This is a genomic window from Photobacterium toruni (assembly GCF_024529955.1).
GTDB lineage: Bacteria > Pseudomonadota > Gammaproteobacteria > Enterobacterales > Vibrionaceae > Photobacterium > Photobacterium toruni.
Genome location: NZ_AP024854.1, coordinates 375,920 through 395,034 on the forward strand (window position 1 = coordinate 375,920; position 19,115 = coordinate 395,034).

At 41.0% G+C, this 19,115-nt stretch carries 14 protein-coding genes; 7 read left to right on the plus strand and 7 right to left on the minus strand.

Translation table 11 applies throughout. From position 1 onward, the window contains the following. Positions 1–25 precede the first annotated feature (25 nt). The 6 genes from pilB to OC457_RS01900 form a co-directional block, all read right to left on the minus strand. Positions 26–1,711, minus strand: coding sequence for a type IV-A pilus assembly ATPase PilB (gene pilB / locus OC457_RS01875; RefSeq protein WP_080174495.1), 1,686 nt, complete (start codon positions 1,709–1,711; stop codon positions 26–28). Next, positions 1,711–2,145, minus strand: coding sequence for a pilin (locus tag OC457_RS20850; protein WP_080174496.1), 435 nt, complete (start codon positions 2,143–2,145; stop codon positions 1,711–1,713). Before OC457_RS20850 ends, pilB begins: the two co-directional genes overlap by 1 nt. A gap of 494 nt (positions 2,146–2,639) precedes the next feature. Next, positions 2,640–4,016: an MATE family efflux transporter gene (locus tag OC457_RS01885; RefSeq protein WP_080174497.1), complete on the minus strand. Its 1,377-nt coding sequence runs from the start codon at positions 4,014–4,016 to the stop codon at positions 2,640–2,642. 123 nt (positions 4,017–4,139) lie between these two features. Next, positions 4,140–5,072, minus strand: a complete 933-nt coding sequence (locus OC457_RS01890; protein ID WP_080174498.1) for a carbamate kinase — start codon at positions 5,070–5,072, stop codon at positions 4,140–4,142. 73 nt (positions 5,073–5,145) lie between these two features. Next, positions 5,146–6,192, minus strand: a complete 1,047-nt coding sequence (gene ptcA / locus OC457_RS01895) for a putrescine carbamoyltransferase (protein WP_080174499.1) — start codon at positions 6,190–6,192, stop codon at positions 5,146–5,148. Between the two features lie 184 nt (positions 6,193–6,376). Next, positions 6,377–6,982 carry a TetR/AcrR family transcriptional regulator gene (locus tag OC457_RS01900; RefSeq protein ID WP_080174500.1) on the minus strand — a complete coding sequence of 202 codons (606 nt, stop codon included), beginning with the start codon at positions 6,980–6,982 and terminating at the stop codon, positions 6,377–6,379. A 484-nt stretch (positions 6,983–7,466) separates the two neighbouring features. Between OC457_RS01900 and OC457_RS01905 the strand changes: the two genes are divergently transcribed. Beyond that, complete coding sequence (locus OC457_RS01905; RefSeq protein WP_080174501.1) at positions 7,467–8,900, plus strand: APC family permease; 1,434 nt, start codon at positions 7,467–7,469, stop codon at positions 8,898–8,900. Positions 8,901–8,934: 34 nt separating this feature from the next. Continuing rightward, on the plus strand, positions 8,935–10,020 hold the full coding sequence (aguA, locus tag OC457_RS01910; RefSeq protein ID WP_080174502.1) for an agmatine deiminase: 1,086 nt from the start codon (positions 8,935–8,937) through the stop codon (positions 10,018–10,020). 85 nt (positions 10,021–10,105) lie between these two features. On the opposite strand, the gene nadC is transcribed toward aguA, so the two are convergent. Further along, positions 10,106–10,993, minus strand: a complete 888-nt coding sequence (nadC, locus tag OC457_RS01915; RefSeq protein WP_080174559.1) for a carboxylating nicotinate-nucleotide diphosphorylase — start codon at positions 10,991–10,993, stop codon at positions 10,106–10,108. 183 nt (positions 10,994–11,176) lie between these two features. On the opposite strand from nadC, the gene ampD reads away from it, so the two are divergent. From ampD to lpdA, 5 genes are all read left to right on the plus strand, one after another. Further along, complete coding sequence (gene ampD / locus OC457_RS01920) at positions 11,177–11,722, plus strand: 1,6-anhydro-N-acetylmuramyl-L-alanine amidase AmpD (RefSeq protein WP_080174503.1); 546 nt, start codon at positions 11,177–11,179, stop codon at positions 11,720–11,722. Positions 11,723–12,028: 306 nt separating this feature from the next. Then, entirely contained in the window at positions 12,029–12,802 is a 774-nt protein-coding gene (pdhR, locus tag OC457_RS01925; protein WP_080174504.1) for a pyruvate dehydrogenase complex transcriptional repressor PdhR, read from the plus strand. 76 nt (positions 12,803–12,878) lie between these two features. Then, positions 12,879–15,560, plus strand: coding sequence for a pyruvate dehydrogenase (acetyl-transferring), homodimeric type (gene aceE, locus OC457_RS01930; protein ID WP_080174505.1), 2,682 nt, complete (start codon positions 12,879–12,881; stop codon positions 15,558–15,560). Between the two features lie 12 nt (positions 15,561–15,572). Beyond that, positions 15,573–17,471, plus strand: coding sequence for a pyruvate dehydrogenase complex dihydrolipoyllysine-residue acetyltransferase (aceF, locus tag OC457_RS01935; protein WP_080174506.1), 1,899 nt, complete (start codon positions 15,573–15,575; stop codon positions 17,469–17,471). Positions 17,472–17,667: 196 nt separating this feature from the next. Beyond that, positions 17,668–19,098 carry a dihydrolipoyl dehydrogenase gene (gene lpdA, locus OC457_RS01940; RefSeq protein WP_080174507.1) on the plus strand — a complete coding sequence of 477 codons (1,431 nt, stop codon included), beginning with the start codon at positions 17,668–17,670 and terminating at the stop codon, positions 19,096–19,098. Positions 19,099–19,115 lie beyond the last annotated feature (17 nt).

A 19,115-nucleotide genomic window follows, 5' to 3' on the forward strand; every position in this document is an offset into this window, starting at 1 on the left:
AAATCGTATCAACACCATTGATCGGTTAGAGTTGCAGTACCCGTTGTAATTCAGTGAGGCTAGTAATGCCTGCAACCAGTTTATCTATCCCTGATTCTCGCAGCCGTTGCATGCCTTGACTGGCAGCAATATCTTCTAGCTGTAAGCTGGTGGCTTTTTGCATTAATGCTTCGGCAATATCACGGCTAAATGGCATCACTTCATAAATACCCACTCGTCCAATGTAGCCTTTATTACAATCATCACAGCCTTCTTTATGCGCTTGATAGACAGTTGTATCGAGTGGCAGTTTTAAACGCTCACAGGTGAGATCATCAAGCAAGTGTGGTTGTTTACAATGACTGCATAATCGGCGCGCTAATCGTTGCGCTATAATCAAACTCAGTGATGATGCGAGATTAAAATCTTCCACTCCCATATTCGTTAAACGGGTAATCGTTTCGGCGGCGGAGTTGGTGTGCAGCGTTGATAATACTAAGTGTCCTGTTTGTGCTGCCTTTACCGCGATTTCAGCGGTTTCTAAATCACGAATCTCACCGACCATCACCACATCAGGATCTTGACGTAGAAACGATCGCAAGGCTTGGGCAAATCCAAGTCCCGCTTGATTATTAATTTGAACTTGGTTAATGCCTTGCAGGTTGATCTCTACTGGATCTTCAGCGGTAGAAATATTGCGCTCATCAGTGTTTAAAATACTTAAGCCTGTGTATAGCGATACGGTCTTACCACTACCGGTTGGACCGGTCATTAGGATCATGCCTTGCGGGCGCTGGAGAGCGGCTAAATAAGCCTGCTTTTGGGTTTCGCTATAGCCTAAAATATCAATGTCTAAGCTGGCACTGGAGCTGTCTAAAATTCGCAGTACGACTTTTTCGCCCCACAAGGTTGGCAGAGTAGAAACGCGTAGATCAATTGCCAATGTGTCAGATAATTTAAGTTTTATCCGTCCATCTTGCGGTTGGCGACGCTCGGCAATATTGAGTTTTGACATGACCTTTAAACGGGTCGATAACCGCCGCGATAAACTTGCTGGTGGCGTTAAATGCTGGTGTAAAATACCATCACACCGAAATCGAATTCGATAGCTGGTTTCATAAGGTTCAAAGTGAATATCTGACGCTTTACGCCGTAGCGCATCCATTAATACTTGGTTGATATAACGAGTAACGGGGGCGCTGTCTTGGCTTAAATCAGTGGATTCATCAAGCTCTAGATCGTTAATATCAATTAAGTTACTCAGATCTTCATCACTGATTTGACGGCTATTACTAACCTCGCCAATATCACTGCCGTAAACCCGTCGAATCGCGGATTCAAGTTGTTTATTATCTAATAATAATGGTTCAACGTTCTTACCAATAGCGAAGCGAAACTCATCCTGTGCGTCGACATTGGTAGGATCGCTAAGGCCAACAAAAAGGGTGCTATTGTCTTGCGCAAGCGGCAGTACGCGATGGCGTAACACCAGTTCACGTTGGTAGACACTTTGACAGCAACCTTGAAAGTCATAATGGTGAACATCCACTCGATCTAGGTTGAACAGGTGCGATAATGAACGTGCCAGTTCATCATCCGCCATGATGCCTAAGCGAGTAATGGCGGTCGGGACATTGATCCCTTCCGCCGTCACCGACTCGACGATTTGCTGCTCCTGCTCGCGGCTGATTAAGTCAGCTTGGAACAGGATCGAGGCGAGATTGGTTTGCATTATTGTCCTGAACAATCGATGCTTCGGCCATCAACAGTACAACCTGTTCCATCTAAATCCCAATTAAGAACACCACTTGTAAAGGTTGGATTCATGGTAATTGTGAGAGCGGTTCCTGCTGTATCTACTGCTGTTGTTGTCATTGATAAATCACCATCAGTCACGCTTAATGCTGATATATAATTGATTGTACCAGTAGCTGTTATCGCTGTTGGAATCCCGTTAGAACCAGCTGAACATCCAGTAAGTTGTCCTCGCTCTTGAGCACATAATGCAATTGCTGTTTTATAACCAGTTACAGCAGATACAGCACCAGCAACACGAGTACGCTGTGTATAATCTGAATATGCTGGTATAGCAAAAGCAGATAAAATACCAATGATCGCTACTACGATCATCAATTCAATAAGGGTAAAGCCTTGTTGCTTTTTCATATTCTATTCCTTGAAGGTTTTAAGTCATCCAATATGGACAAAAGGGTCGTGCTGTGGCACTAGAATAAAAGGCTTAAGTGCTTGATTGAATAACAGTGGTGGTATTGCTCGGCGCAGTTTGAATTATTTATGTGGTTGTTGCAGTGATTGCAAAATAGTGCTGGAGTTGAGGCGCAGAAAAGTATCAGGTTGTGAGGTGAATAAGGGACGAGGAAAAGCAGAAGAAAAGGGATCAAGGAAAATAAGGGACGAGGAGTCAGGAGGGTGAGTAATGAGATAAAAACGGCTCTTCCTCGCAGCTCGTAAACTATAAACCTTGTCCCTAGACCTGATTTGACTATCAAAGATAGCAGTAAAAAAACATTAACGCTACAACGCGCTGATGGTAGATTCCCTATCTCGCTCGTAACCTCGGTGTGTAGGGAATGACGGGGCTTGGAAAGTTGTTCTTCCTAGAAATCTCGCCCCTTAAAACCTGCTCTTTCCTGATATTGTTATTCTATATTATTGAGGCGTTGGTGTTTTTTTCTGTCGTACGTATTGTGTATTAACCGCATACGTATCCCTAACATTGCCGCCGCTGCTGTTAATCCAAGTATAAAACCAATCCAATAACCATTTGCTCCCATGGCTGAATGGATAAAGTTAGTGTCTCCGAGTAAGTAACCGATTGGCAATCCTATTATCCAATACGCGATAAAGGTACAAATAAAGATGGCTTTCATATCCTTGTATCCTCTTAGAATACCTGAAGCGACAACTTGTACGGCATCACTGCACTGATAGATCGCAGAAAGAAGAAGTAACTGTTCGGCGATGATAATGACAGTTGGACTGTCGGTATAAAGTCTTGATATTTCATGTTTAAATATGACGGTTAAAATCGCTGTACAAAGGGCAACAGAGATACCTATCAATAACCCACAAAGGCTGATTGTTTTTGCTCTTTCAATATTACCGCGACCAATCGCATGACTAATTTTAATACTAGCAGCAGAGCCGATACTCATTGGTAACATATAGATTAATGTTGAGTAGTTCATCGCTATTTGGTGGGCTGCGACAATCGTTGATCCTAGCGGTGCTATCAACAGTGCAATAATGGCAAAAAGAGAGACCTCAAAGAACATTGACAGTGCGATAGGTAATCCAAGTTTAACTAAATTTAATATTGTACGAATGCTTGGCAAGGTAGATAGCTGTAATATCCTAAATGTTTTTAGTTTTTTGTTGGATTGGGTATAAAAAAGCATTATAAAAAACATAAACCAATACACTATCGCGGTTGCAATACCACAACCAACGCCACCTAATGGTGGAATGCCCATTTTTCCATAAACAAAAATCCAATTTAATGGAATATTAAGTAATAAACCAATAAAGCCAATGATCATTCCGGGAACGGTGTAGGAGAGTCCTTCTGAAAAGCTCTTCAATGTTTGAAAGAGTAGTAATGCAGGGACTGCAAAAAGAATGGCGTGTAGATATCCGATTGTTTTTTCAGCCAATACGGGCTCTGTATCCATGTAATTGATCACAATGCCTGATTTATATAACAGATAAATGGTTGGAATTGATAACAAAATAGCAATAATAAATCCGGCTTTAACCTCATTGGGTATTTGTTCTCTTTTGCCGGAACCATTGAGTCTTGCTACAACGGGAACAATGACCATCAATAACCCCACACCAAATAAAATAGAGGGTAACCATATACTAGAGGCGACTGCAACCGCCGCCATATCGGTAGCACTGACACCGCCAGCCATGACGGTATCAATAAACCCCATAGCAGTTTGTGCTATAGCAGCAATAAAAATCGGTGTGGATAATTTTAATATTTGAAATGCGACTTTAAAATAATTGTTCATTATTTATGTTCCCCCAAAAAAGAAAAAGAAAGAGACGCTAATCTCTTTCTTTTCTTAACAGCAAAATAATCAAATAAAGGCGAGACACCGTCCCTACAATGAGAGCCTTTGATTTTGTGATTATTAGGAATAGTACTGAATACCTTCACCTTTCGTAATGAGCGTACCTGATTGGTGGGCGATAATATTATTAAGTTCAAATAGAGAGCCGATTGCAGCATCACCTTTGTTTGAATTTACAAATTTACATACGGCGTCAATTTTTGGCCCCATTGAACCTGCTGGGAAGGTAAATTGAGCTAGCCCATTAGGTGTGGCTAGTTTCATTTCTTGCTGTGTTTCTTTTCCGAAATCTTTATAAACCGAGCCATCAGTTAAAATAATAAACATTTCTGCATTGAGTTTTTCTGCAATCAATTCTGCGGTTAAATCTTTATCTATTACGCATTCAATTCCACGGTATTTATTATTTTTAAACTCAACCGGAACACCCCCGCCACCACATGCAATGACGATATTATCTGCTTTAAGTAATGTTTCTACTTGATCCAATTCGACAATATCGATGGGTTGTGGTGACGGGACAACGCGACGATATTTATCACCGTCGGCTTTAAAAATTTTGTCAGATTTCATCATTATGCTGGTGGCTTCTTTTTGGCTGTAGATTGGGCCTACAAATTTTGTTGGATTAGAAAAAGCGGGATCGTCTGCTGAAATTAATGTTTGTGTAACAATTGTTGCAATATTTAAAGCGTTATCAATATTTTTTATTTCTTGTTGAAGCATGTAACCCACCATGCCACACGTTTCAGCACCGAGTACATCCATTGGGTATGGTGTGGTTGCTGGTGACGCTTCATGGTAAACCGCATTTTGCTCCATAAGCATACCGACTTGTGGACCATTACCATGAATAACAATAATTTCATTATCTTTTGCTATTGCAGCAATACTTTTTGCTGCTTTCTTGATGTTTTGGCGTTGATTTTCGGCTGTTAATGCCTGTCCTCTTGCCAATAAAGCATTACCGCCTAGAGCCAATACAATACGCATAAAGAAGTCCTCTTACTGTAGATGATGAGTCGGAGTGTGACCCGCAGAGGAGGTCACACTAGGAGGCGGGAGGTTATAAAGTTTTTAAGAAACCATTGATTTTATCTTCGTGTTCTTTACGAACGGCTTCTGTTGGTTCTTCAATAAATTTATGTGTTAAATAGACAAGCAATGCCATTTGAGCAGATAGACGGTTTTCTGCTTCGTCAAAGATAATAGAATTACTTGATTCCATGACTTCACGGGTGCATTCACGTTGATCATTAGCAGGTAAGCAGTGCATAAACATTGCATCTTTACCCGCTTTTTCCATTAGCTCTTCAGTAACAACGAATTCAGGGATAAAAGTGGATAAACGAACTTCTTTTTCGTCTTCTTGACCAAACCAATAGAAGCTATCAGCGACGATAATGTCACAACCTGCAACTTCATCAGTATTGTTTGTGATAACGAGTTTACCGCCGTATGTTTCACAGTTATTTAAAGCGATATCAACCCATTCTTGTGGAGCTTTAAATTGTTCAGGGCAAATATGTTTGAATGTCATACCAAATTTAGTACAAGCGAACATTAATGATGAACATACGTTGGTTGCATCACCGACAAATGCAACGGTTAAATCTTCTAGTTTTTTACCTTCAGGTAAGTGTTCAACCATAGTAAATAAATCGGCCATAATTTGTGTAGGGTGTAACCAATCACAAAGACCATTAATTACTGGAACAGAAGCATTTGCGGCTAAACCTGCAACAGTTTCATGTTTATCAACACGGGCCATAATTACATCGACCATACGAGATAAAACACGGCCGGTATCTTCTAGTGATTCTTTAGCACCAAGGTGAATATCTTTTGGTGATAAGAATAAACCGTGACCACCTAATAATGTTGCTGCAGTTTCAAAAGAAACACGAGTTCGAGTTGATGGTTGCTCAAATATCATTGCAACTGACTTGCCTTTAAATAATTGAGGAATAGCATTGTCATGACGTGCATCTTTTAAAAGTTTCATTAGATGCAAAATATCTTCTAATTCTTTTTTTGTATAATCTTGTGTTTTAAGGAAATGACGTAAGCCTTCTTTATTTAAATTAGTTGCTGATGAAGATGGTAATTTCATAATTATTCCCTCATTTATTATATTAATGTTTTCAAGTGTTATTTGATTTTTAATATACCCCTTAGAAATATTAATTAATCGACTGGAATCACTTATCGATATTTATCTTTTATTTTTGGGAAATATAAGGTTTTAAATGGATTATTTATATATTTATCCGTGTATTTTCGATTATTGATTTAGATCAGTTTTTATTTTTAATAAAATGTGGCAGATATAATGATAAATAAGCTTCTGTTGCTCTAATTGCTTCTTCTGCCATCTCATCACTTATGTCACCAAGCTTTCTATAATCGAGAGAATAAACTCTATCCGCCAACTGAAGGGATACTGTGAAAATGTTAATATGTGGCGGTTGTTGTGGTATATCAAAATATTCTCGATAGATGGAGTCAACGATAACGCCTAATCGTGTATCGTTTTCAAGATCAGCGTGACGAATGGATGTAAATATATGTTGGCTGAGTAGTAATTTTTGTACTAATTTGTTTTTTCTATAAAAATCAATAAATGCACTTTCAATCATTCTATTGATATCAGGCCAACTATGGACTTTACTTGGAATAATTGCATTGTGTAATACGTTGTCAAAGTCTTTGAATACGGTTGTCATTAGGTGTTCAAAGATAGCTTCAACTTTAGGATAATGATGGTAAATAGTTGAACTAGCAATGCCAGCCTCTCTAGATATGTCATATATGGAAATTTTATTTATATCGCGGTTTTCAATTAATAGAATCGCAGCTGTATGAATTCTTTCTAGTTTTTGCTCCATAGATTCTTTTTTCATCGTATCCTCTCTAACCATAAAATTAGTTGATAAATTCAAAGTAATAGCTATGAATAAATCAATGCCATTATCATTGCATTTGTAGTATTGCAATCATGATGATCTCGAATAAATACCTTTTTATATTTCTTGTTATATCAGTGTAATCTGCATAATAAACAGCGGTGATATATACCATTAACAATTTTAGTGCAGGATAATATTAATCCATTAAGCATTAATCTAAATAAAATAATAAGTATGTTTTGATTTTTTGATTGTTGGTTTAATTAAAATTGATTATCCAAATTTACAGCTATTATTAAATTATTCTTGTGAGGAATATCACACAAATTAATATAGCAAAGCAAAATAAAGCGATATGTGATTCTGGAACAGTCCAAATTATTCTTGCAGCGTAATATTTATCTCGAACTTTTATGAAATTTTAATATTTAAATTAAATAAATTGAAAATATATTTATAAAAATAAATGGAGATATTTATGGGGAATTTAGATAAAAAAATGGGCCCTGGTAATATTGCATTATTTTGTTTATGTGCCGTTATTGTAATTGATACGTTAACTGCATCTGCATCCATTGGTGTTAGTTCTATTGGCTGGTGGGTAATAACAATTATTGTATTTGTAATTCCTTATGGGTTAATAACCTCAGAGTTAAGTACAACTTATCCTGGTGATGGCGGTATTTATGATTGGGTAAAAAAAGCATTTGGATATAAATGGGCCGTTCGTACAACGTGGTTTTATTGGATTAACGTTGGTTTATGGATGCCTGCTGTCTACATCATGTTTGCTGGCATGTTTGCTGAGATTTTTTACCCCGACCTCTCTATTTGGGCACAAATTGCAATTTGTATTGCGTTGACTTGGTTCACTATTTTGATTTGTAACTTATCGGTTGATATCGGTGTGTGGGTTACAAATATCGGTGCTGTTCTAAAGATTACGGTAATTTCAGTTCTTGGTGTTGGTGGCTTTATTTATGCCTCTAAGCATGGTGTTGCTAATGAGTTTAGTTTTCATGCAATGCTGCCTTCTTTTGATTCTGGTATTGAATTTTTGCCTGCGCTTGTCTTTAACCTTATGGGATTTGAACTCGTCGCAACAATGACCAAAGAAATGAAAAATGTGCATGATATGCCTAAAGCGGTATTCCTTTCTATTGGTATTACGGCGTTCTTATATGTTTTCGGTACCGTCGGTATTCTTATGGCATTGCCATCAAAAGAAATTGGTTTAGTGTCTGGCATTATCGACACACTTAAAACCTTATTTGGTACAAGTGCACTTGGTCTATTTGGCGTTAAATTTATTGGTACATTAGCGTTATTAACCTTCATCGGTAATATGGTGAGTTGGACTATGGGGGCGAGCCGTGCAGCTGCTGAAGCGGCAGTTGAAGGTGAGTTACCTAAAGTTGTCGGTATTATTTCTAAAAAACATAATACGCCAACAGGTGCAAACTTTATTACAGGTGCTTTATCTACCATCGTAATTGTTGCATACGCATTGTTTGCACAAAATAGTGATGGCTTGTTCTGGTCTGTATTTGCATTCTCTAGCTGTATCTTCCTTTTACCTTACCTATTTATGTTTCCTTCATACATTAAATTACGAGTGTCTGAACCGACCGTTGAGCGTCCATTCAAAGTGCCTGGAAATTTGGCTATGCAATGGATTATTAGTGTCATTTGTTTCTTAGTTATAGCTCAAGCTGTTGTGTTGTTTATTTTCCCTCAAATCTTTAGTGGTGTCGTTGATTGGGCTTACACCGGACCTGTTTTGGTCGGCGTCATTATTACTATTGGTGTGGGTGAATACATTCTTCATCAAGCCATTGCTAATAAAGCGAAGGAGGCATTGAAAAATATACCTTCAACTTCTGACTCTGCAAGTTTTGACTCTAACAATTAGTGTTTATTTCATATAATTAAAAAGGAATCTTCTTATGAATAATGCAAATCAAACGCCTAAAAAAAATGGTTTTCGTATGCCTGCTGAGCATGAACCACATGCGGCTATTTGGATGGCATGGCCAGATCGTGCGGATAACTGGCGTTACGGTGCAAAACCGGCTCAAGAAGCATTTATTAATGTGGCTACCGCAATTTCAAAAACAACACCAGTAACGATGATTGTTAATGAAGATCAATATCTAAATGCACGCCATCGCCTGCCTGAAAATATTCAAGTTATCGAAATGAGTACTAATGACTCATGGATGCGTGATATTGGTCCTAGTTATGTTGTAAATAATAAAGAACGCATGGGTATTGATTGGGAGTTTAATTCTTGGGGAGGCTTGGTCGATGGGCTTTACTTCCCATGGGATAAAGATGATCAGGTAGCTAGCAAGGTATGTGCAATTCTTGGTGATCACTCTTGCCGAGCACCTATTATTCTTGAGGGGGGCTCAATTCATGTTGATGGTGAGGGCACTTTATTCGCAACTGAAGAATGTTTACTTCACCCAAGCCGTAACCCTGATTTAACTCAAGAAGAAATTGAGAATGTTCTAAAAGAATATCTTGGTCTTGAACAAATCATTTGGGTACCTTTGGGTTTGTATAATGATGAAACCAATGGCCATGTTGATAATATTTTGCATGTTGTAAAACCAGGTGAAGTTGTAATGACTTGGTGTGATGATGAAACTGATCCTCAGTATGAAATTTCACGCAAAGTATACGATGCATTATGTACACAAAAAGATGCGAAAGGACGTAATATTATTGTGCATAAACTACCAATGCCTGGGCCTTTATATATTACTGAAGAAGAAGCAAAAGGTATTGATTTATCAAATGGAATGGGGCGAGAAGCTGGTGAACGTTTAGCTGCTTCATATGCTAATTATCTGATTACTAACAATCAAATTGTATTTCCATTATTAGATCCTGAGCATGATGAAGAAGCTAAAACTGTGCTAGCTTCTTTATATCCTAACCATGAAATCAATGGCGTTGATGCTCGTGAAATTTTATTAGGTGGTGGTAATATTCACTGTATTACACAGCAAATTCCACAAATTTAAGATTGTTTTTTTCAATAATCAAAATATGAATAAGGGATAGTTTTGTGACTATCCCTTATTTGTTGGTTTAAAAATTTGTTTGTTGTTATACAAACCGCATCGACAAATCCATTGCTCGCACATGCTTAGTTAGCGCACCCACCGAAATATAATCCACCCCAGTTAATGCGCACTCACGAATATTGCTTAACGTAATATTGCCTGAGTTTTCCAGAGCCGCACGACCGGCGTTAATTTTTACCGCTTCGCGCATCATTTCAAGGCTGAAATTATCCAGCATAATAATATCCGCGCCTGCGGCAATGGCTTGTTCTAATTCTGCTAACGATTCGGTTTCAACTTCAACCGGTTTACCGGGGTTTAATTGCTTGGCAGTAGCAATCGCTTTTTCAATCCCGCCGCAAGCCATGATGTGGTTTTCTTTTATTAAGTAGGCATCAAACACGCCGATACGATGGTTAAAACCACCACCACAACTAACTGCATATTTGAGAGCACTGCGCAGACCAGGAATGGTTTTACGAGTGTCTAACAAGCGAGTATTAGTGCCTTGCAGTTGGTTAACATATTCAGCGGTTAGGGTCGCGCAGCCAGAGAGGGTTTGAATAAAATTCATCGCATTACGCTCACCTGTTAATAGTGTGCGTGAAGGACCTTTCAACGTACATAACACTTGGTTGGGTTTTACTACCTCGCCGTCTGCGACATGCCAATCAATGACCACTTCATCACCCAATTGGGTAAACACTTCATCGGCCCACAGTTGACCACAAAAAACGCCATATTCACGGGTAATAATGGTTGCGGTGCTGTAGCTATCTGCTGCAATTAAATTAGCAGTAATATCGAGGCTAGCATCAATTTCGCCACCTAAATCTTCACGCAGGGCATCAGCAACGGCGCGGGTTATTTCTAGCGGTAGTTGTTGCTTAAGGTAAGCAAGGCGGGTGGTGCTGTCGTGTTTATGTTCCATAGCTGTCATGTCGTATCCATTGCATGAGTTTGCCGATAATAAAATTACCGCGAATGATGAAGAAAGCATACAGGGAAAAAAATCAGTTTTCGAGGGGGAGGGAAACCAGGGGCGAGTTTAAAGGTTTTAATTTTTACCTCGATACTCGATACTCGATACCTGTTTTTTTACTCTGAGGTTGATATGACTTTAACCATTAATAGCGATCACTGGCTTGATAACGTTAAGCGCGTGCCATCGCCATTTTGTGATACGCGCCCTGATGATGAGGTGTCTTTACTGGTGGTGCACAATATTAGTTTGCCGCCGGGTGAATTTGGTGGACCTTATATTGAACAACTGTTTACTGGGCAACTTGATCCTAGTGAACATGCTTATTTCGCATTAATTCATCAGTTCCGCGTTTCGGCTCACTGTTTGATTCGTCGTGATGGCAGTATTATTCAATTCGTGCCGTTTAATGCTCGTGCATGGCATGCCGGTGTTTCTTGTTTTGAAGGTCGAGATAAATGTAATGACTATTCGATCGGAATTGAGCTTGAGGGATGTGACAATTTACCTTTTACGCCGAGTCAGTATGAAACTTTAGCAGCACTGAGCCAAAAGATTATGCGGCGGTATCCCGCTATTACTCAACAGCGGGTAACAGGGCATGAATTTATTGCTCCTGGGCGTAAAACTGATCCTGGATTAGTGTTTGATTGGCGACGCTATAAAAGCCAGCTGTAAGTGGTTATGGATTAACAATTACTGAGTATATTATTGATAAAAAAGCAAAATAATCGTGAACTGGCGTTGATTGAGCGTTGATTTTAAATAATTGCTGTAGTTTAACTTCAGTGTAATTGTTTTTTTGTATCGTTTGTTGTGTTTGTTTTTTGTTAAAAATGACTTGTTCTATGATTTCAATCAAGTTGAATGTGGACTTTTATGATTATTTCTGTAAACTTTCCACGTCAGCAAATTGGTAATACCAATTACCCGTGTTGTTAGTTTTGTTATCAATCATATTGATTATAAGAAGCATTCATCATAATGACCTATAAACGTATTCGGCAGCCCAAACTTAGTGAGGCTATCGAAAAAGAGCTTGAGTGTTTGATTGTCGAGGGGACGTTATCGCCTGGGCAACAACTGCCTCCTGAGCGTGAATTAGCAAAGCAATTTGATGTTTCTCGCCCTTCTGTGCGTGAGGCAATTCAACGTTTAGAAGCCAAACATTTACTGACGCGTCGTCAAGGTGGTGGCACTTTTGTAACAGAGCGTTTATGGCAAAGTTTTTCTGAACCATTACTTGATGTTTTAGCTGCCCATCCGGAAACGCACTTAGATTTAGTTGAAGCGCGCCATGCACTAGAGGGATTAGCGGCATATTATGCGGCCCTGCGTGGTAATGATGATGATTTTAATCGTATTAAAGATTGTCATGTGCAAATTCAACAAGCACAACAGCAAGGTAATTTAGCCGCAGAAGCTAGCGCAGTAGTGCAATATCTTATTGCGGTCACAGAGTCGGCACATAATGTGGTGCTATTACACATAATTCGCAGTTTAGCGCCGTTATTAGAACAAAATGTGTTACAAAATTTTGAACACCTTAATCGTCATCAAGTGGTGATGAATAAGGTGAGTAAGCATCGAGCCAATATTGTGCAGGCGATTGTTTCTAAACAGCCGGAACAGGCACGTGAAGCATCCCATGCACATTTGGCTTATATTGAGGAAACTTTGTTGGATTTATCACGAGAAGATAGCCGGCGACAACGCTCTCTCCGTCGAATCCAACAACGCAAGGACGGACTTGACTAAGGTTCTTTATCAGCCAAAGGCCATTGCAAGTCGCGACATTGTTAGTTTAGTTGATTATAACGAAAGGATAGATCGCATGTCTGAAGTCATGAAGAGTGACGTGGATGCACTGGAAACTCAAGATTGGTTAGAAGCTCTTGAATCAGTAGTCCGTGAAGAAGGTGTTGAACGCGCCCAGTACTTACTAGAGCAAGTATTGGATAAAGCACGTTTAGATGGTGTTGATATGGCAACCGGCATCAACACCAATTACATTAATACGATCCCTGCGGAGCAGCAACCTGCGTACCCAGGTGATATTACGCTAGAGCGTCGTATCCGTTCTATCATTCGCTGGAACGCGATCATGATCGTATTACGTGCTTCAAAGAAAGATTTAGACTTAGGTGGCCACATGGCGTCTTACCAGTCTGCTTCTGCTTTCTACGAAGTATGTTTTAACCACTTCTTCCGCGCACCTAATGACGTTGATGGCGGCGATTTGGTTTATTACCAAGGTCACATCTCTCCAGGGATCTACTCTCGTGCTTTCGTTGAAGGCCGCTTAACAGCAGATCAGCTTGATAACTTCCGTCAAGAAGTTGATGGCAAAGGTATTCCTTCATACCCACACCCTAAGTTAATGCCTGAATTCTGGCAGTTCCCAACGGTATCTATGGGTCTTGGTCCTATCTCTGCGATCTACCAAGCGCGTTTCCTTAAATACCTAAATGGTCGCGGTCTTAAAGACACTTCAGCGCAACGTGTTTACGCGTTCCTAGGTGATGGCGAGATGGATGAGCCAGAATCACGTGGTGCGATTTCTTTCGCTGCGCGTGAGAAGCTAGATAACCTATGTTTCCTTATCAACTGTAACCTACAGCGTCTAGATGGTCCGGTTATGGGTAACGGTAAGATCATTCAAGAGCTAGAAGGCCTATTTAAAGGTGCTGGCTGGAATGTGGTTAAAGTTATCTGGGGTAACAACTGGGATTCACTACTTGCAAAAGACACCACAGGCAAACTGCTACAGTTAATGAATGAAACTGTTGACGGTGACTACCAGACATTTAAATCTAAAGATGGCGCTTACGTACGTGAGAACTTCTTTGGTAAATATCCTGAGACTGCAGCATTGGTTGCTGACATGACAGATGAGCAAATTTTTGATCTGAAACGTGGTGGTCACGATTCATCAAAACTATTTGCTGCATTTACTAATGCCAAAGACACTCAAGGTAAACCAACAGTAATTCTTGCTAAGACTGTTAAAGGTTACGGCATGGGTGATGCTGCTGAAGGTAAAAACATCGCTCACGGCGTGAAGAAAATGGACATGACTCATGTTCAATACCTACGTGATCGTTTAGGCCTACAAGATCTTATCTCTGATGAAGCAATTAAAGCATTGCCTTACCTAGAACTTGAACAAGGTTCTGCAGAGTATAACTACTTGCACGCTCGTCGTGAGGCGCTACTAGGTTACACACCTAAACGTCTGCCTAAGTTTACTCAAGAATTTAAAGTACCTGAGCTAGAAGAGTTTGCACCATTGCTGGTTGAGCAAAAGCGTGAAATCTCTACCACCATGGCTTACGTTCGTACCCTAAATATTCTATTGAAAGATAAGAATATTGGTAAAAACATTGTGCCAATCATTTGTGATGAAGCACGTACCTTTGGTATGGAAGGTCTGTTCCGTCAAGTGGGTATCTACAACCCAGCGGGTCAAACTTATACACCAGAAGATCGTGGCGTTGTTTCTTACTACAAAGAAGCAAACTCAGGTCAGGTTCTGCAAGAAGGTATCAACGAATTAGGTTCAATGGCATCTTGGGTTGCTGCTGCAACATCATACAGCACTAACAACCTACCAATGATTCCGTTCTACATTTACTACTCAATGTTTGGCTTCCAACGTGTTGGCGACATGGCGTGGATGGCGGGTGACCAACAAGCGCGTGGCTTCCTATTAGGTGCTACTGCAGGTCGTACAACTCTGAACGGTGAAGGTCTACAGCACGAAGATGGCCACTCACACATCATGGCTAACACAGTGCCAAACTGTATCTCTTACGATCCAACGTTTGCTTACGAGCTAGCGGTTATCATGCAAGACGGTATTCGTCGCATGTACGGTGAAGCGCAAGAGAACATTTATTACTACCTAACAGTAATGAATGAAAACTACGCAATGCCTGCTATGCCAGAAGGCGCAGAAGAAGGTATTCGTAAGGGTATCTACAAGCTTGAGTCTTACGCGGGTGATGCTCTTGATCAACAGGGTAAGAAAGTTCAGTTAATGAGCTCTGGTACTATCATGAACGAAGTACGTGCTGCGGCTCAAATCCTAAGTGATGACTACGGCGTTGCATCTGATGTTTACTCAGTAACATCATTCAACGAATTGACCCGTGACGGTCAAGATTGTGAGCGTTACAACATGCTGCACCCACAAGCTGAGCAGAAAGTAGCTTACATCACTACGGTTATGGGTTCAGAGCCTGCAATCGCTGCGACTGACTACATGAAGAATTACGCAGAACAAGTTCGCGCATTCATGCCTTCTGAGTCATTTAAAGTACTGGGTACTGATGGCTTTGGTCGTTCAGACAGTCGCGCTAATCTACGTCGTCACTTTGAAGTTAATGCAGGCTACGTTGTTGTTGCGGCACTTTCTGAATTGGCAAAACGTGGTGACATTGAGAATTCTGTTGTTGCAGATGCAATTGCTAAATTCAACATTGATGCAGATAAGATCAACCCGCTATACGCGTAAGAGGCAAATATAATGGCAATCGAAATTAATGTACCTGACATTGGTGCGGATGAGGTTGAAGTAACTGAGATTCTTGTTAGCGTTGGCGACAAGGTTGAAGAAGAGCAATCGCTGATCACCGTTGAAGGCGATAAAGCATCAATGGAAGTGCCTGCTTCACAAGCGGGTATCGTAAAAGAAATCAAGATCGTAGAAGGCGACATGGTTTCTACTGGTTCATTGATCATGATCTTTGAAGCAGAAGGCGCAGCGGTTGCAGCACCTGTAGCAGAAGCAGCACCCGTTGCCGCGCCAGTTGTAGCAGCAGTAGCTGAACTTAAAGAAGTGCACGTGCCTGATATCGGTGGTGATGAAGTTGAAGTAACTGAAATCATGGTATCTGTTGGCGATACAGTAGAAGAAGAGCAATCTCTTATTACTGTTGAAGGTGACAAGGCTTCGATGGAAGTACCTGCACCGTTCGCGGGTACCGTTAAAGAAATTAAGATCGTAGAAGGCGACATGGTTTCTACTGGTTCTTTAATTATGGTCTTTGAAGTTGCAGGCTCTGGTGCAGTCGTTGCATCAGTAGCGGCTTCAACTCAAGCAGCAGCACCTGTTGCAGCGGCACCGGCTGTTGCAGCAGTAAAAGAAGTTCACGTGCCTGATATCGGCGGTGATGAAGTTGAAGTAACTGAAATCATGGTTGCGGTTGGCGATACAGTAGAAGAAGAGCAATCTCTAATTACTGTTGAAGGCGATAAAGCATCAATGGAAGTACCTGCACCTTTCGCGGGTACTATCAAAGAAATTAAAATCGCTGCTGGCGACAAGGTTTCTACTGGTTCATTGATCATGATCTTTGACGTTGTTGGCGCAGCACCTGTTGCGGTAGCGGTTGCAGCACCTGCGCAAGCGGCGGCTCCTGCTCCAGCGGCAGCATCTGTTGCATCAACACCTGCGGCAGCAACGACTGGCGACTTTGAAGAAAACAACGATTATGCACACGCATCACCTGTTGTGCGTCGTCTAGCGCGTGAGTTTGGCGTTAACCTTGCGAAAGTTAAAGGTACTGGCCGTAAGAATCGCGTTCTGAAAGAAGACGTTCAAAGCTTCGTTAAAGAGGCACTTAAGCGTCTTGAATCTGGTGCAGCAGCATCGGCTTCAGGTAAAGGCGATGGCGCAGCTCTAGGCCTACTACCTTGGCCGAAGATTGACTTCAGCAAGTTTGGTGAAACAGAAGTTAAGCCGCTGTCTCGCATTAAGAAGATCTCTGGCGCTAACCTGCACCGTAACTGGGTAATGATCCCGCATGTTACCCAGTGGGATAACGCAGATATCACTGAGCTTGAAGCATTCCGTAAAGAACAAAATGCTATCGAAGCGAAGAAAGACTCTGGCATGAAGATCACGCCACTTGTGTTCATTCTTAAAGCCGCTGCGAAAGCACTGGAAGCGTTCCCTTCATTTAACTCTTCACTATCTGACGATGGCGAGAGCTTGATTTTGAAGAAATACATCAACATCGGTATCGCGGTAGATACGCCAAATGGCCTAGTTGTTCCTGTATTTAAAAATGTGAACAAGAAAGGTATTTACGAGCTATCTGAAGAGCTAATGACTATCTCTAAGAAAGCACGTGCTGGTAAGCTAACGGCATCTGATATGCAAGGTGGCTGTTTCACTATCTCAAGCCTAGGTGGCTTAGGTGGTACGGCGTTCACACCAATCGTGAATGCACCAGAAGTCGGTATCCTTGGTGTATCTAAGTCTGAAATGAAGCCAGTATGGAACGGTAAAGAGTTTGAACCGCGCCTACAACTGCCATTATCACTATCATACGATCACCGTGTGATTGATGGTGCAGAAGGTGCACGTTTCATTACTTACTTAAATGGTTGTCTATCTGACATCCGTCGTTTGGTACTATAAGGTTTCACATCCACAACGCCATGCCTGCTTCGAGTAGGCATGGAATTGTTGTTTAGCTCACAGGCTGCGGTAATTTATTTCTTATATTGTTAACGGTTCTGTAAACTTGTTAATTAATTTGGTGGTAAATTTAGCATTAAAAAATACAGCGTAGCTGATAGCCTGTTAGGGATAAAAGACTTACAACGAGGTCATGATGAGCAAAGAAATTAAAGCCCAGGTAGTGGTGTTGGGTTCAGGCCCTGCTGGTTATTCTGCGGCATTCCGTTGTGCAGACTTAGGTCTAGATACGGTTCTAATCGAAAAATACAATACTTTAGGCGGCGTATGTCTTAACGTCGGTTGTATTCCATCTAAAGCTCTGCTTCACGTAGCGAAAGTTATCGAAGAAGCAAAAGCGATGGCTGAACATGGCGTGATTTTCGGCGAGCCACAAACCGATATTAATAAAATCCGTCTATGGAAAGATAAAGTAATTACCCAACTAACTGGCGGTCTTGGCGGTATGGCTAAGATGCGTAAAGTTAATGTAGTTAGCGGTTACGGTAAATTTACTGGTCCTAATTCAATTGTTGTTGAAGGTGCTGACGGTCAAACGACGGTAACATTTGACAATGCTATTATCGCTGCGGGTTCTCGCCCAATTAAATTGCCTTTCATTCCACATGAAGACCCACGTATTTGGGATTCAACGGATGCACTAGAGCTTAAAGAAGTACCTGGAAAGTTACTGATTATGGGCGGTGGTATCATTGGTCTTGAAATGGGTACGGTTTACCACGCACTCGGTTCTGACGTCGACGTTGTTGAGATGTTCGATCAAGTTATTCCAGCAGCTGATAAAGATATCATTAAAGTCTTCACGAAGCGTATTTCTAAGAAATTCAACCTAATGCTAGAAACGAAAGTGACGGCAGTTGAAGCAAAAGAAGACGGTATCTACGTATCAATGGAAGGCAAGAAAGCACCGGCTGAGCCTACACGTTATGATGCTGTGTTAGTGGCAATTGGTCGTGTACCAAATGGCCAATTAATCGATGCTGAGAAAGCGGGTATCAATGTTGATGAGCGTGGCTTTATTCACGTTGATAAGCAAATGCGTACTAACGTTGCTCACATTCATGCGATTGGTGACGTTGTTGGTCAACCGATGCTGGCGCACAAAGGTGTGCATGAAGGTCACGTCGCAGCTGAAGTGATTGCGGGTAAGAAGCACTACTTCGATCCTAAAGTGATTCCTTCAATTGCTTACACTGAGCCAGAAGTTGCTTGGGTTGGTAAGACTGAAAAAGAAGCAAAAGCTGAAGGTATTAACTACGAAGTTGCAACATTCCCATGGGCGGCATCTGGCCGTGCTATCGCATCTGATTGTGCTGATGGTATGACGAAGATGATCTTCGATAAAGACACTCACCGTGTTATCGGTGGTGCTATCGTTGGTACTAACGGTGGTGAATTGTTAGGTGAAATTGGTCTAGCGATTGAGATGGGTTGTGATGCGGAAGACATCGCATTAACTATTCACGCTCACCCAACGTTGCATGAATCAATTGGTCTTGCCGCTGAAGTATTTGAAGGTTCAATCACTGACCTGCCAAATGCAAAAGCAGTAAAGCGTAGCAAGTAATTCTCGCTTTATGCTCT